The organism is Nocardiopsis chromatogenes YIM 90109 (genome assembly GCF_000341185.1).
GTDB lineage: Bacteria > Actinomycetota > Actinomycetes > Streptosporangiales > Streptosporangiaceae > Nocardiopsis_A > Nocardiopsis_A chromatogenes.
Genome location: NZ_ANBH01000261.1, coordinates 5,869 through 20,981 on the forward strand (window position 1 = coordinate 5,869; position 15,113 = coordinate 20,981).

Below are 15,113 nucleotides of genomic sequence, written 5' to 3' on the forward strand. Positions count from 1 at the left end.
GTTCCCGCACCGTGCTCCCATCTCCCCTTCCGACCCTTCGACCCCCTACCCCAGGTGACCGGCGTGTAGCGGTCGGTGAACGAGCTTTCGTCGGGGGGAGCGGGCGGAACAGGAGAGCATGTGGTTCACCCTGACCCGTACACCCCCCTCGTCCCCGACGCCTCCTACGGCCCGCCGGTGACCATGGCCCCCGAGCCCGTGCCGGAGCCGGCCGCGGCCCCGGGGCCGGACGGCGGCGACACCGACGACGAGGCCGGGCTCGGCCCCCGCCTGGACGGCCGCCGCCTGGTGGTGATCAACTGGCGCTGCCCCTGGCAGTCCACGGCCGGAGGGGCCGAGGAGTACGCCTGGCGGATCAGCCGCCACCTGGTCGGCCGCGGCGCCGTGGTCACCTTCCTCACCAGCCGCGAGCCGCAGCAGCCGCGCGTGGAGACCCGCGACGGCGTGGTCGTCCGGCGCATGGGCGGGACCTTCACCGTCTACCCGCTGGTGCTGCTGTGGCTGCTGCTCTGGCGCCGGGAGTTCCACGCCGCCCTGGACTGCATGAACGGCGTCCCGTTCTTCTCCCGCCTGGTGCTGCCCCGCCGCACCCGGGTGGTCAGCGTCGTCCACCACGTGCACGACCTGCAGTTCAACGCCTACTTCAGCCGCCCCGTGGCCTGGCTGGGCCGGTTCATCGAGTCGAAGGTCGCCTCGCTGGTGTACCGGCGCTGCACCACCGTCACCGTCTCGGAGTCCTCCCGCCGCGCCATGCGCGAGAAGCTGGGCTGGCGCGCCCCCATCACCATCGTGCACAACGGCCGGCCGCCGCTGGNCGGGGCCCACGCCCGCGCCCCCGGCCACCCCGCCGCGGACATGGGCGCCCCCGCCCTGGTCAGCGTCGGGCGCCTGGTGGTGCAGAAGCGTGTCGCCCGCATCGTCGACGCCGCCCTCGCCCTGCGCGAGGAGCACCCCGGCCTGCGGGTGCACATCGTCGGCCGGGGCCCCGAGGCCGACCCCATCGCCGAGCGCATCGCCCGCGAGGGCCTGCACGACGCCGTGCGCCTGCACGGCTTCCTGCCCGAGGACGACAAGAACGCGGTGCTGGCCGGGGCCCTGCTGCACGTCACCGCCTCGGAGTTCGAGGGGTGGGGGCTGACCGTGATCGAGGCGGCGGCCCTCGGCGTTCCCACGGTGGCCTACGATGTCGACGGCCTGCGCGACTCGGTGCGCGACGGCGAGACCGGGTGGCTCGTGCGCGAGGGCGAGGACCTGGCCCAGGTCGTCGGCAAGGCCCTGGCCGAGCTGAGCGACCCGGAGCGGGCCGCGCAGGTGCGCCGGGCCTGCCGGGAGTGGGCCGCCCGCTTCACCTGGCAGCACAGCGGCGCCGCGATGGCCCGGCTCATCGCGGAGGAGATCGACGGCGCAGTGCGGCCGACAGGCACAGTGCGACAGGCAGGCACAGAGGCAGGCACGTGACCTTCACCGACGGCAAGGCGGACGGGCCCGCGGCACACGGGGCCGCGGCACGGGGCCGCACGGCGGGCACCGACGGTGCCCTGGTCCGCAGGCTCAAGCTGCTGGCGGTGTGCCTGCTGCTGACCGGGGCCGCCCTCAGCCTGGACCCGCCGCTCATCGTCGGCGACACCAAGATCGACCTCACGATCAACCCCGCCGGGTTCCTGGAGCGCGCGCTCTACCTGTGGGACCCCTCCTACTTCGGGCAGCTGCAGAACCAGGCCTACGGCTACTTCTTCCCCAACGGCCCCTTCCACGCCCTGCTCATCGCGCTGGACATGCCCGAGTGGATGGTCCAGCGCACGTGGATGGCGGTGCTGCTGTGCGCCGCGTTCCTGGGCACCGTCAAGGTCGCCGAGGCGCTGGGCATCGGCACCCTGAACACGCGCATCACGGCCGGGATCGCCTACGCCCTGGCCCCCCGGGTGCTCACCCTCGTCTCCTACAACTCCGCCGAGCTGCAGCCGATGCTGCTGCTCCCGTGGATCCTGCTCCCACTGGTCCACGGGAGCAGGCGCGGGACCCCGCCCATGCGCGCGGCCATGCTCTCGGCGCTGGCGTTCCTGCTGTGCGGCGGCACCAACGCCGCCTCCGAGCTGGCCGTCCTCGTCGTCCCGCTGCTCTACCTGATCACCCGGGCCCCCGGGCCGCGCAAGCGGCGCCTGCTCCTGTGGTGGCTGGCGGCGCTGTTCTGCGTGTCCTTCTGGTGGCTGGTGCCGCTGCTGATCATGGGCCGCTACGTGTGGTCCTTCATGCCCTACACCGAGGACGCGGCGACCACCACCGGCATCACCTCGCTCACCAACGCGCTGCGCGGCGCCTCCAACTGGATGGGCTACGTCCCCTCCTCGGCCGGGCGCCCGGCGCTGCCCGCCGGGGCCGAGCTGTCCACCGAGCCGTGGCTGGTGGCCGCCACGGCGGTGGTGGCCGGGCTGGGCCTGGCCGGGCTGATCTGGCGGCGCACCCCCGAGCGGCTCTTCCTGCTCACCTCGGTGCTGGCCGGGACCGCGATCGTGGTGGCCGGGTACAGCGGGCAGCTCGCCGGGCCGCTGGGGCCGACCGTGCAAGGGCTGCTCGACGGCGTGCTGGCGCCCTTCCGCAACATCCACAAGTTCGACGCGCTGATCCGGTTCCCGATGGTCATGGGCCTGGCGCAGCTCCCGGTGGCCATCGGCGCCGACGCCGCGGCCCGCCGCGGCGGCCTGCTGCGTGCGCTCGCGCTGCCCCCGGGCACCGCCTACCGGGCCACCGCGGGCGCCTGCGCGGTGGCGTTCGCCGCGACCCTCACCCCGATCGCCACGGTCGGCATCGCCACCCCCGGCGGATTCGAGCGCATCCCCGCCTACTGGTACGACGCCACCCGGTGGATCGACGAGCACTCCACCGGCGGCATGACCATGGCGGTGCCCGGCTCCGCGCGCGGCGAGTACCAGTGGGGCCGCCCCATGGACGAGCCCATGCAGCCGCTCCTGGACAGCGCGTGGACCAACCAGCAGATCATCCCCTGGGGCTCGGCCGGGGTCTCCCGGCTCACCCAGGAGATCGACCAGCGCATCTCCTCGGGGCGGGGGTCGGAGGGGCTGGCCCAGGCGCTCGCCCGGATGGGGGTCACCCACCTCCTCGTCCGCAACGACCTCCAGCGCAGCGGCAACAACGGGGGGTGGCCCGCGCGCGTGCACCAGGCCCTGCAGGACTCCCCGGGGATCGTGCGGCGCGCCGCCTTCGGCCCGACCGTCGGCGAGGACGGGGCGGTGCCCGCCTCCCGCTGGTACGACCAGCCCTACCAGGCGCTGGAGATCTACGAGGTGCGCGGCGCCGCCCCCACCGTCGGCACGGTGCCCGCCGACGGGACCATGCGGGTCACCGGCGGCCCCGAGTCGCTGCTGGCCCTGGCCGAGCAGGGGGCCCTCCCCGGCGACCGGCCGGTGGTCATCGGCGACGACCCGGGCGCCGAGGACATCGCCCCGCAGGACACCGTCGCGGCCGACTCGGCGCGCCGCCGCGAGATCGTCTACTCCGACGTGCGGCGCAACATCAGCGCCACTCTGACCGCCGACGAGGAGTACGAGCGGGACGCCCCCGCCCCGGACATCGCCGACCCGGCCTGGGACGGCTACACCGCGGTCGCCGAGGACTCCGGCATCGCCGCCGTCACCGCCTCCTCCACCGAGGCCGGGGCGGACGCCAGCCCCGGCACCCGCGACCCGGGGCGCAGCCCCTTCGCCGCCCTGGACGAGGCCCCCGGCACCTCGTGGCGCTCCAGCTCCTTCACCGGCGCCGAGGGGCAGTGGCTGGAGATCGAGTTCGAGGAGCCGCGCGAGGTCGGCACCTTCACCATCGCCTTCGAGCGGCTCGCCGGGGAGCCGCCCCCCTCGCGCATCGGCATCGTCACCGACGCGGGCCGCGCCACCGCCGCCGTGGCCGACGACGACCGGCCCCAGGAGTTCACCGCGCCCGAGGGCGAGACCGAGCGGCTGCGCATCCGCGTGGACGACCTCGCCTATGAGCCCGAATACCGCTTCGGCACCCGCGTGGGCATCACCTCCATCGAGATCCCGGGCCTGGAGGCGTCCCGGTCGCTGGCGGTGCCGGTCCCCGAGGGCGGCGCGGGGTCGTTCTTCTTCACCGGCTCCACCGGCACCGTCCCCGGCTGCATGGAGGGCTCCCGGGCGTGGGTGTGCAACCCCGGCCTGGAGGTGCAGGGCGAGGACGCCGTGGCCATGAGCCGCACCTTCGATGTGGGGGCCGCGGCCGCCGGGCGGCCGAACACCATCACCGGCCGGGTGGTCGCCGTCGACCCGCGCGACCTGGAGAACGCCGCCAACCGCGCAGGCGGGTACCCCAAGGTGACCTCCTCCTCCACCTCGGTGGGGCACCCGGCCGCCATCGGCCGCAACGCCTTCGACGGCGACGACGCCACCGTCTGGTACCCCGACCCGCAGGAGGCGGCCCCCTCCCTGGAGGTCGACCTGGGCCGCGAGCGGGAGATCGGCGGGCTGAAGGTGGAGTTCCCCCGGCCCGACGCCGTCGCCCGCCCGGTCCGCATGACCGTCGACACCGGCACCACCGTCCGCGAGGCCTGGCTGGACGGCGACGGGTGGGTGGGCTTCGACCCGGTGCGGGCCGACGAGCTCACCCTGTCCTTCGAGCCGCCGGAGGGCCAGCCGCTGGAGGTCGCGCGCATCGCCCTGCCCGACACCGAGCCCCTGGAGCCCGTCGAGGGCGGTTCGGCCCGCACCTCCTGCGGGCTCGGCCCGGTGCTGCGGGTGAACGGCGAGCGGGTGGACACCCGCATCTCCTCCGGGACGCTGGAGGACAAGCTGGCCGGGCGCCCGCTGGGCTTCGAGAGCTGCGATGAGGTCGTTCTGGACGAGGGATCGGCCACCGTGCGGGTGGAGCCCGGCCGCCAGTACCGGGTGCGGTCGGTGCTGGTGGGGCCGGACGGCGGCGGCGACCGGGACGAGGTCGAGACCGCCGGGGTGTCCGCCGTCAACGGCTGGGGGCGCAGCGAGCGCAGCGTCGACGTCGCCGTCGACGAGGACAGCTACCTGGTGGTCAACGAGAACTTCAACGAGGGCTGGGAGGCGGCCCTCGGCCAGGACGGCGGCACGCCCCTGGAGCCGGTCCGGCTGGACGGCTGGAAACAGGCGTGGAAGCTGCCCGCGGGCACCTCCGGCACCGTCACCATGACCTACGCGCCCGACGCGCCCTACCACGCGGCCCTGGGCATCGGGGCGGCGCTGGCCCTGCTGGTCGGCGTGCTCGCCCTCAAGGGGAGCGTCCCGGTGCCCGCGCGCCTGAGGCGCCGCGCCCGCACCGCGCCGCCCTCATCCCTGCTGCCCGACGCGCCCCCCGCGCGCATCCCGCGCGCGCCCCTGGCCCTGCTCGGCCCGCTGTACGGGGCCTGGGTGGCCGGGGCCGCCGGAGCCGCGGTCATGGGCGGTGTCCTGCTGGCGGTGTGGTGGCTGGGCCGCGCGCCGTCGAAGAACCTCAGGCACGCCAAGCCCGGCCGCCCGACCCTCGGCGGCGCGCTGCTGCGGTGGACCGCCGGGCCGTGGACCATCCTGGCGTTCCTCACCGCGGCCGGGGTGAGCACGGCCGCCGGGACCTACCTGGCCATGTACCTGCCGTTCCACGACCTCAGCGGCCTGCTCAGCGAGCCGCTGCGCGGGTGGGCGGCCCAACTGCTGTGCCTGCCCGCGCTGGCCCGCCTGGTGCTGGCGCTGGGCGAGGCCCCGCGTACCTCCGGCATGGAGCCCGGCGGCGGCGACGTGGGCCCCGGGGCCGCGGCGGTGCGGCGCCCGGCCGGCGAAGGGGCCGGGGACGGTGCGGACCGCGGCCGCGAGGTCCAGGAGGTGCGGGCATGATGCGCTACCCGGCGCCGCCGCGGCGCGGCCGCGGCGGCCGGACGCGGCGGCGCACCGGGGCCGTCCTGGCGCGCCAGGGGGCGGTGATCGCGGTCGCGCTCGGCGTCTTCCTGCTGACGTCGGCGCTGATGCTGCGGTTCTACGTCTACGAACGGCTCGCGGTGGTCGAGCCGCGCACCGACCTGACCCTGCGGATGACCGACCCGGAGGCCGACTACCTGGACACCTCCACCTGGACCACCCAGGAGGGCCGGGAGGTGGTGCGCACCACCGAGATCTCCGGCGGGGTCGCGGCGGGCAACGAGGACTGGGCCACCTGGGAGGTGTCGGTGGACACCGCCAGCGGCTCGGCGATGATCGGCCACATGGACCGGCGGGTGGTGGTCGACCGGACCACCGGCCGGGCGGTGAACTGCTGCGGCGAGTACGTGGACGGCGACCGGGCGGTGCGCCAGGCCGGGCTGGTGCTGCACTGGCCCGCCGGGGCGGACACGGGGGACCGGCCGCTCTACGACGCCGATGTGCGCTCCGCCCCGGCCATGCGCTACCAGGGCGAGGACGAGGTGGCCGGGGTGCCGGTGCGCCGGTACACGCAGACGGTCCCGCCCACCCAGGTTCCGGGATCGGCGCGCCCGGTGCCCGCGAGCGCGCTGGGCCTGGAGCGCTCGGGCACCGTCGAGGCGTCCCGCTGGCTGGAGCTGGAGCGCACCTACTGGGTCGAGCCGGTCTCCGGGCGCCTGGTGTCGGCGGAGGAGTCGCGCCGCGAGACGCTGCGCACCGAGGACGGCCGCGGGGAGCGGCTGTTCCTGGAGGCGGACCTGGAGACCGACCCCGGTCTGGTCGCGGCCTTCGCCGAGGACGCCGCCGGGCGGAGCCTCACCCTGCGCGCGGTGCACACCTGGGGGCCGATGGGCCTGGGGGCGCTGGGCGGCGTGGTGCTCGCCTCGGCCCCGCTGCTGGCGCTGCGGTCCGCCCGCAGGGCGGACCGGGAGGGCGACGGCGGTGCCGACAGCGGTGCCGACGGCGACGGCGGAGGGCCGGGCGGCTCAGCCGCGCTTGCGGAGCACGAGCAGCAGGTTCCAGGTGACGACCTCACGCACACCGGGAACGGCCACAACGGGCTTCATCCATGACGGGAGGTAGCGCGGCAGGACGTCCACGGCCTCCACGTCGTCCTTGCCGCGCAGCCACCGCAGCATCTCCGTGGCCGACACCGCGAACATGGTCCGGCCGAAGTCGTTCTTGGGGCGGCGCCCGTTCCTGCGTGCGAAGCGCTCGGCCGCGTACCGGCCGCCCAGGAGGTGCCACGGGGACGTCTCGTGGCCGCCCCAGGGGGAGAACCACAGGGTGTACGACAGGTACACCAGCCCGCCCGGACGGGTCACCCGCACCATCTCGTCGGCCATGCGGCGCGGGTCGGGGACGTGCTCCAGCACGTTGGACGAGAAGCACACGTCCACCGAGCCCGTCCGCAGCGGCATCTCCAGAGCGCTCCCGATCAGGGCGGTGTCCGGGAGCTCGCCGTCGCGCAGGCGCATCTCCCCGGCGTCGGCGTCCACGCACACGCAGCGCGCGCCCTGCGCCCGCAGCTCGTCGGCGAAGTAGCCGGGCCCTCCGCCCACGTCGACCACCACGGCCCCGTCCAGCGGCGTGTACCGGAGGAGCTGGGAGACCGTGTCCCGGGCGAGCGTGCCGTAGAACAGGCCGGGGTCGGTCTGCTCCTTGCGGAACGCCGAGAACAGGGCGACCGACCGCCCGAGGGTGGCGCGGAACGGGGGCGGCGCGCTCACGCGTCCTCCCCGTCGGAGGGGGCGGAGGGATCGGAGGGCACGGTGATGAAGTGCTTCAGGTGCCGCCAGTGGTCCCCGCCCCAGTACTCGTCCGAGGCGAGGATGCGCGGTGTGGGCCGTCCGGCGGCGTGGGCCCCGGCCTCCAGCTCGGCGGCGATCCGCTCGGCCGGCCAGGTGTGCATGCGCATCGGCGCCGGGTAGCGCAGCACCACCCGCTGGGCGAGCCGGATCAGCGGCCAGGGCGCGTACCGGAACACCAGCCCCTTGAAGGTGGGGCGCTCGCGGTCGGGGACGCCGAGCACCAGCGCCGCCCCGGGGCGCGCCACCCGGGCGAACTCGCGCAGGTAGGCCGCGGCGGCGTCCGGCGGGAGGTGCTGCAGCACCAGGTCGGTGTAGACCAGGTCCACCGAGGCGTCGGGCAGCGCCCGCAGGTCGGGACCGGTGTTCAGGACGAACTCGATGCGGCCGCCGCTGCGGTCCAGTTCGCGGGCGCGCCGGAGCATCGGCTCGGAGATGTCCACGCCCACCACCGAGGAGAAGCGGCGGGCCAGGGCGTTGGACAGGCGCCCGGCGCCGCACCCGAAGTCCAGGGCGCGGCCGGGGGAGGGGGCGGCGCCCAGCTCCTCCAGGCGGCCGAGCGCGGCGGCGACCTCGTCCTCGCCGGTGGCCAGGAACTCCTCGGCGTCCCACCGGCCGCCGCGCTTGCCGGGGTCGACGCAGACCGCCCACAGCGGCTCGTCTGCGCCGAGCCGGGTCCAGTCCCGGCGGACCTCCTCCAGGCTCACGCGGGCGTCCTTCCGTCGCGGTGCGGCGGGGCCCGCCGACCTAGTGGATCCTGTTCTCTCCCGCCCCTGGTTACCTGCGGGTATCGCCCCTGTACCAGGGATGATCATCATGAGAGGCGGTGGAACGTGTTGTATTGTTTCACTCCCTTACGCGGTGACGTCAACCGGTCGGCCCCCGGGCCGGGGAAGTGAGCGGCATGCGTGCGACCGAGGACGCGCCCGACGGGCGGGCGCCCCGAGGCGAGGACGGCGACGAGCGGAACGCCGCCGGAGGCGGCGGTGCGGCCCGGGATCCGGCCCCGGACCCGGGCGGGCCGACGGCCGCGCAGCGGGCCTCGGCGGCCCTGTCCCACGGGCTGCGCGACCGCATCGTCCTCGTCGGCGGCGCCCTGGTCGTGGTCTCCCTCGTGCTCAAGGCCACCGTGCTGCGCGAGGCCTACTTCATCGAGGACGACTTCCTGTTCGTCGGCGCCGCCGACAGCGGCGGGCTCACCGTCCAGTACCTGACCGACCTGCACAAGGGCCACTTCATGCCGGGGGCCAAGCTCCTGGCCTACATCCAGACGGCCATCGCCCCCTACAGCTGGCCGCTGACCGCCGGGGTCATGCTGGCCTTCCAGGCCGGGGCGGCCGCGGGCCTGTTCCGGCTGCTGTGGGTGCTCTTCGGCCGCCGCTGGGGCATCCTGCCGCCGCTGGCCGCCTTCCTCTTCGCCCCGCTCACCGTCCCCGTGCTCGCCTGGTGGTCGGCGGCGCTGAACGCCGTGCCCTTCCAGCTCGCCATCGTGCTGGCCCTGCTGTGGACGGTGCGCTACCTGCGCAGCGGCGAGGCGCGCTTCGGCTGGATGGCGGCCGGGGCCGTGGTGCTCGGCATGGCCTTCTCGGTCAAGGCCCTGTTCCTGCCGCCGCTGCTGTTCGCCGTGGCCGCGGCCTTCGTCGTGCAGGGGCGCATGCCGGGGGTGCTCTGGCGCACCCTCGACCGGGACATGCCCTTCTGGGTCGGCATGGCGCTGCTGAGCGTGGGCCACGGGCTCATCTACCTGTCGCTGCAGGACACCGCGGGCGGCGAGGGCGCCGGGAGGCCCGACGGCGACACGTCGCTGGCCATGGCGCGGCGGCTGCTCGGCGAGACCTTCCCGGCCGGTGCGGCGGGCGGGCCGCTGGAGTGGGGGCCGGTGACGCCCGCGGGCGGGCTGCTGCAGCCCGAGGCCTGGGTGGTGGCGGCCGCCTGGACGGCCATCGGCCTGCTGGTCGCGGTCAGCCTGCTGCTGCGGCACCGGGCCTGGCGCGCCTGGGCGCTGCTGGCCGGGTACCTGGTCGTGGTGGACGTGCTGCCCACGCTCATCGCCCGCGGCCGCTACGAGGAGATGGTGGGCTACGACCCGCGCTACGTCGCCGACGGGGCGCTCGTCTTCGCCATCGTGCTGGCCCTGGCGTTCCTGCCGACCAAGGAGGAGGCCGAGGCCGCGGCCGACGGGAACGGGGGCGTGTACCGCAGGAGCGCGCCGCCCGCGCGGGTGCGCCAGGCGGCGCTGGCCGCGGCGGCCGCCACGGCGGTGTTCGTCGGCGTCGGCGGCTACTCCACCTACTCCTTCGCCGAGACCCTCACCGGCGACCGGGTGCGGTGGTACCTGGACACCGTCCGCGCGTCCATGACGGGGGTCCCGGCCGACGCGGGGATCTACCCGCGGCCCGTGCCGCAGGACATCGTGCTGCCCTGGAACGGCGACCGGCGGCTCAGCTCGAACGTGCTCAGCCCGCTGGCGCCGGACGGGCTGGCCGACCGCATCCGCGACCCGCGGCCCGCCGACACCGCCATGGTGTTCAACGACGCCGGGTACCTCGTGGGGGCGCGCCCCTCCCCGGACGAGAGCGCGGTCTTCGGCCCGCCCGAGGACGAGGAGTGCATCGTCACCTTCGGCGGGCAGACGATGTGGGACGTCGAGACCTTCGGCGGGCCGTCCATGGTGCTGGGCGTGCGCTACGAGTCCGAGGAGGACACCCAGCTGCACGCGGTCATCGGCGACACCTGGGAGACCACCACCCTTCCGGCGGCGCCCGACGGCGGGACCTGGTACCTGCCGCTGTCCGGGGCCGGGGCGCAGCTGTCGCTCGGCACCGAGGAGAACGCCCTGTGCATGACCTGGGTGACCTACGGGCCGCTGGAGCCGGTCACCGGCGGGGACCCGTGGGGTGCTCAGGACGGTGGGGACGAGGAGTCCGGGGACGGCTCCGAGGAGGACGCCGAGGACGCGGACGGCTCGGAGGAGGACTCCGGCGGGGAGGACTCCGAAGAGGACTCCGGTGACTGAGGCCGCGGCGCCCCCGCCGGGCGCCCGGTCAGGCTCGGCTTGGGGCGCTTGGGCGCCCCGGCCGGGCGCACCCGCCCGGCCAGGCGCTGGGCCGGCTCCTCCACGTACCGGTGGGTGAGGGCCGCCAGCAGCACCGTCCCCGCCGTCACCGGCACCATGTCCAGCCAGAACGAGCCGGTGAAGATCTCCTGGCCGGTGAACGAGCGCCACGAGTAGAGCACCACGAACTGCCAGATGAAGATGCCGTAGGAGACCTTCCCCAGGAAGAGGCTGAGGGGGTGCGAGAGCACCGTCTCCAGCCAGGCGCCGTCGCGCCACCGGTGCGCGCGCGGGCCGGAGCCCGGCTCCGGCATGACCGCCACCGGGGCGATGATGAAGAACGCGAACCCCATGGCGGTGACCGTCGCGAACACCGAGATCCACAGGCCGTCCGTGCCCACGAAGCGCGGGCCGCCGGCCGGGGTGGAGTTCAGGGCGTACAGGATCGCGGCCAGGGCCCAGCACAGTGTGGCGTTGGCGTACAGGGTGCGGCACAGGCGGCGCACCGGGCCGTCGGGGCCCCTCTCCCGCCAGGCCCACTCGGTCAGCACCGCCAGGGCCATACCGACCGCGAAGAGGCCCAGCGTCCGGGGCAGCCACGCGTTCATGTAGGGGCGCGGCTCCGGATAGAACTGCGGCAGGAACGCCAGCAGCCCCAGGACGGACAGGGCGCCCAGGCCGACGAGCAGCCGCCGCGCGCGCCGGTCGGCGTCGCTCCCGCGCGCCGCGTACCGGGTGAGCACGAGGGCGATCAGGGGGAGGAGCGCGTAGAAGCTGACCTCCACGCACAGGCTCCACATCTGCCCCAGGCCGTAGGGGCCGGTGCCCACCCACCAGGGGTCGGTGTTGTAGGTGAAGGTCAGGGTGAGGACCTCGACCCAGGGGCGCACCGCGTCGAGCTGGTCGCGCGACCAGATGAGCAGCGCGACGACGGCCACCAGCCAGTAGGCCGGGAGGACGCGCAGCGCGCGCTTCCACAGGTAGACGCGGACGTCGGGGCCGCGGGTGCCGTCCAGGCAGGCCCGCACCCACGGGCGGAACAGCAGCAGCCCGGACAGCGCGAAGAAGAGCGGGACCGCCAGCTCGGCGGCGGACAGCAGGGCTCCGCGCACGCCGGGTTCGAGCGCGGCACCGGTCTCCACGGCGACGTGGAAGACGAGCACCATCAGGGCGGCGATCGCGCGGATCCCGTCCAGCGGCGCGTTGTGCCCGCGGACCTGCGGAAGGAGGGGGGACCGGGGGACGGCGCTGCCCTGCCGCGGCGCCGCCGCGCTCACCGGCGCACCCGGTTCTGGATCAAACTAGAACCTGTTATAAACATTCGGACACGCCCTGGTGACGCTGGCCACTACTGGGGAGTACTCTACCCGAAACTGAAGCAAGTTCCAGATCTGACCCATTCCGCCCGGGAGGGCTCATGCGCCGCACCGTCGCCGCCGTCTGCATCGCATTGGGGGTCTTCAGTCTGGTGCTGGCCCCCCTCATGCGATTCTGGATGGCCAGCGCCGTGATGAAAACCCCGATGGACTACTACAGCGAGAAAGTCGTCCGCGGGGAGAACGTCACCTACTTCAGCGCCGAGGAGCTGGAGCTGATCGAGGGCGCGACGGTCGAGGCCTACACCACCCTGCGCGCGGACGTGGCCGCCAGCGACGCCGACACCGTGGTCTGGGACCAGTTCACCTGGATCGAGGACATCGACCGGGACTTCGCCATCCAGTCCTCCTCCCGGCGGGCCGGCCACGACCGCGTCACCGGCGAGGCGGTGGACTGCTGCGACGCCTCGGTGAACGAGGAGCCGGTCGCCCAGACCGGCCAGGCGTTCAAGTTCCCCTTCCTCACCGAGAAGAAGGACTACGCGTTCTTCGACGCCACCGCCGAGGAGACCGAGCCCATCGAGTTCTCCGGCGAGGAGGAGATCGAGGGCCTGCCCACCTACAAGTTCGTCCAGGAGATCGAGCCCACCAAGGTCGGCGAGCGCGAGATGCCCCGGTCGCTGCTGGGCATGGACGGCGACGGCGACGTGGTGGCCGACGAGATGTACAGCGTCACCCGCACCTACTGGATAGAGCCGACCAGCGGCGCGCCCATCATGGTCTCCGAGGACCAGCACCGCGGCGCCTTCGTCGACGGCGAGGAGCGGCTGGTCCTGTTCGACGGCGACATGCGGATGACCGACGAGACGGTCGACGCCAACATCGAGAACGCCGAGCAGGCGGTGACGATGATCCCGCTGCTGCGCACCACGCTGCCGCTCGTGCTCCTGGCGGCCGGGGCCGTGCTGGTCGGCGTCGGCGTCGTGCTGTGGTTCACGGGCGGCGACCGGGGCGCCGCGGCCCGGCACGGGTAGCGCGGACGTGAACGCGGCCGGGACCGGCGAGCGGGTGCGGGCGGCGGAGCGGCGGGACGCGCCCGCGCCCCGCACCGGCACGGCGCGGGCGCTGCTGCGGGCCTGCCGCCCCAAGCAGTGGCTGAAGAACCTGCTGGTCTTCGCGGCGCCGGGGGCGGCCGGGGTGCTCACCGAGCCCGGCCCGCTCGCCTGGTCCCTGGTGGCCTTCGCCGCGTTCTGCCTGGCCGCCAGCGGGACCTACCTGCTCAACGACGTCCGGGACGCCGAGGCCGACCGGGCACACGAGCGCAAGCGGCACCGGCCCGTCGCCTCCGGTGCGGTGCCGGTGCCGCTCGCCGTGGGCGCGGGCGCGGCGGCGGTCGCCGCCTCCCTGGGGGCCGCGGGCGCGGCGGCCGCGGCCACCGGGCGGTACGCGCTGCCCGCCGTGATCGTGGCGTACCTGGTCCTGACCACCGCCTACACCTACCTGCTCAAGCGCGTCACCATCGCCGACATCGTGGCCGTGGCCGGGTGCCACGTGCTGCGGGCGCTCGCCGGGGGCGTGGCCGTGGGCGTGCCGTTCACCAGCTGGTTCCTGATCGTGGTGTCGCTGGCGGCGCTGCTGGTGGTGGTCGGCAAGCGCGAGGCCGAGCTGCGCAACCCGCACGCCGGGGACGGGCGCACCGCGCTGCGCGGGTACACGCGCTCCTACCTGGTGCAGATCCGCACCATGGCCTCGGCCGCCATGATCGTCACCTACTGCCTGTGGGCGCTGGACGGGCAGGGGCAGGGCGGCGTCCCGGCGTTCCACGCGGCGAGTATCGTCCCGTTCATCGTCTTCGTGCTCCGCTACCACCTGCTCGTCGACCGCGGGGTGGGTGAGGAGCCCGAGGAGATCGCGCTGCGCGACCGGCCCCTGCAGCTGTGCCTGCTGTCCCTGGCGGCCCTGGTCGGCCTGGGCGTGTACCTCGGATGAACGACCGCAGGAGAGGTGCCCCGTGCGAACCCGACACCGGCTGCTGACCGGGTGGGGCAGGACCGCCCCCACCGCGGCGACCGTGGTGCGCCCGCGCACGGCCGAGGAGGTGTCCGCCGTCCTGCGCGGCGCGGCGCCCGGCCCGGGCAGGGGGCGGGGCCTGGGGCGGGGGGCCGTCCCCCGCGGGCTCGGCCGCTCCTACGGCGACGCGGCGCAGAGCGCGGGCGGGCTGGTCCTGGACTGCGCGGAACTGGCGCCGGGGTTCCGGCTCGACCCGGCCGAGGGCACCGTGACCGCCGCCTCGGGGACGCGCCTCAGCGACCTGATGGCCCGCCTGCTCCCGCTCGGCCGGTTCCTCCCGGTGACGCCGGGGACCCGGCAGGTGACCGTGGGCGGGGCGATCGCCGCCGACATCCACGGGAAGAACCACCACCGGGACTCCTCCTTCGGCGCGCACGTGCGGGAGCTGACCCTGGTCACCCCGGACGGCGCGGAGCGGGTGTGCGGACCCGGCCGCGACCCCGACCTGTTCTGGGCCACGGTCGGCGGGATGGGGCTGACGGGCGTCGTCACCGAGGCGCGGTTCGACGTGCCGCCCGTGGAGACGTCGAAGATGCGGGTGGACACCGACCGGACGCGTGACCTGGACGAGGCCCTGGAGCTGATGGCGGCCACCGACCACCGGTACCACTACACGGTGTGCTGGGTGGACCTGCTGGCGCGGGGGGCGTCCACGGGGAGGGGGGTGCTGACCCGGGGGCACCACGCCCGCCTCGACGAGCTCCCGGCCCGTGCGCGCCGGGACCCGCTCCGCTTCAGCCCGCAGGCCCTGTTCACCGCCCCGAAGGGCGTGCCGTCCGGCCTGCTGAACACCTGGTCCGTCCGCGCCTTCAACACCGCCTACTGCGCCAGGGCGCCCAAGAGGGGGAGGGACGCGATCCAGCCGTTGGGGTCGTTCTTCCACCCGCTGGACGCGGTGCGGGACTGGAACCGGATCTACGGGCCGTCGGGGCTGGGGCAG

10 protein-coding genes are annotated in these 15,113 nt (G+C 74.9%); 7 read left to right on the plus strand and 3 right to left on the minus strand.

The annotated features are described in order from the left end of the window. Positions 1 to 120 precede the first annotated feature (120 nt). Genes D476_RS0124125 through D476_RS0124135 form a run of 3 tightly spaced genes read left to right on the plus strand, consistent with a single transcriptional unit; the run spans position 121 to position 6,997 of the window. Entirely contained in the window at positions 121 to 1,458 is a 1,338-nt protein-coding gene (locus tag D476_RS0124125; RefSeq protein WP_017626486.1) for a glycosyltransferase family 4 protein, read from the plus strand. Continuing rightward, positions 1,455 to 5,864 carry an alpha-(1->3)-arabinofuranosyltransferase domain-containing protein gene (locus D476_RS0124130; RefSeq protein WP_017626487.1) on the plus strand — a complete coding sequence of 1,470 codons (4,410 nt, stop codon included), beginning with the start codon at positions 1,455 to 1,457 and terminating at the stop codon, positions 5,862 to 5,864. Before D476_RS0124125 ends, D476_RS0124130 begins: the two co-directional genes overlap by 4 nt. Continuing rightward, positions 5,861 to 6,997, plus strand: coding sequence for a DUF3068 domain-containing protein (locus D476_RS0124135; RefSeq protein ID WP_017626488.1), 1,137 nt, complete (start codon positions 5,861 to 5,863; stop codon positions 6,995 to 6,997). Before D476_RS0124130 ends, D476_RS0124135 begins: the two co-directional genes overlap by 4 nt. On the opposite strand, the gene D476_RS36645 is transcribed toward D476_RS0124135, so the two are convergent. Together D476_RS36645 and D476_RS0124145 are read right to left on the minus strand one after the other, a co-directional pair. Then, positions 6,911 to 7,654 carry a class I SAM-dependent methyltransferase gene (locus D476_RS36645; RefSeq protein ID WP_083939616.1) on the minus strand — a complete coding sequence of 248 codons (744 nt, stop codon included), beginning with the start codon at positions 7,652 to 7,654 and terminating at the stop codon, positions 6,911 to 6,913. The two genes, D476_RS0124135 and D476_RS36645, sit on opposite strands and share 87 nt — an antisense overlap. Then, on the minus strand, positions 7,651 to 8,439 hold the full coding sequence (locus tag D476_RS0124145; RefSeq protein WP_017626490.1) for a class I SAM-dependent methyltransferase: 789 nt from the start codon (positions 8,437 to 8,439) through the stop codon (positions 7,651 to 7,653). The genes D476_RS36645 and D476_RS0124145 overlap by 4 nt, the downstream gene beginning before the upstream one ends. A 197-nt stretch (positions 8,440 to 8,636) precedes the next feature. Here D476_RS0124145 and D476_RS0124150 point away from each other — a divergent pair, with 197 nt between their 5' ends. After that, positions 8,637 to 10,748, plus strand: a complete 2,112-nt coding sequence (locus D476_RS0124150) for an ArnT family glycosyltransferase (RefSeq protein ID WP_017626491.1) — start codon at positions 8,637 to 8,639, stop codon at positions 10,746 to 10,748. Here D476_RS0124150 and D476_RS36650 read toward each other — a convergent pair. After that, entirely contained in the window at positions 10,634 to 12,064 is a 1,431-nt protein-coding gene (locus D476_RS36650; RefSeq protein ID WP_017626492.1) for an acyltransferase family protein, read from the minus strand. The genes D476_RS0124150 and D476_RS36650 overlap by 115 nt on opposite strands. 140 nt (positions 12,065 to 12,204) lie before the next feature. On the opposite strand from D476_RS36650, the gene D476_RS0124160 reads away from it, so the two are divergent. The 3 genes from D476_RS0124160 to D476_RS0124170 all read left to right on the plus strand — a co-directional run. After that, positions 12,205 to 13,137, plus strand: a complete 933-nt coding sequence (locus tag D476_RS0124160) for a DUF3068 domain-containing protein (protein ID WP_017626493.1) — start codon at positions 12,205 to 12,207, stop codon at positions 13,135 to 13,137. A gap of 7 nt (positions 13,138 to 13,144) precedes the next feature. Further along, a complete protein-coding gene (locus D476_RS0124165) occupies positions 13,145 to 14,092 on the plus strand; it encodes a decaprenyl-phosphate phosphoribosyltransferase (RefSeq protein WP_017626494.1) in 948 nt (315 codons plus the stop codon). Positions 14,093 to 14,114: 22 nt separating this feature from the next. Next, positions 14,115 to 15,113 (plus strand): FAD-binding oxidoreductase (locus D476_RS0124170; RefSeq protein WP_017626495.1); only part of this gene is annotated, 999 nt, incomplete at its 3' end.

Bases quoted from the DNA above. Each gene is read 5' to 3' on its own strand.
- D476_RS0124135 (WP_017626488.1), top strand. From the start codon at position 5,861: ATGATGCGCTACCCGGCGCCGCCGCGGCGCGGCCGCGGCGGCCGGACG.
- D476_RS0124150 (WP_017626491.1), top strand. From the start codon at position 8,637: ATGCGTGCGACCGAGGACGCGCCCGACGGGCGGGCGCCCCGAGGCGAG.
- D476_RS0124160 (WP_017626493.1), top strand. From the start codon at position 12,205: ATGCGCCGCACCGTCGCCGCCGTCTGCATCGCATTGGGGGTCTTCAGT.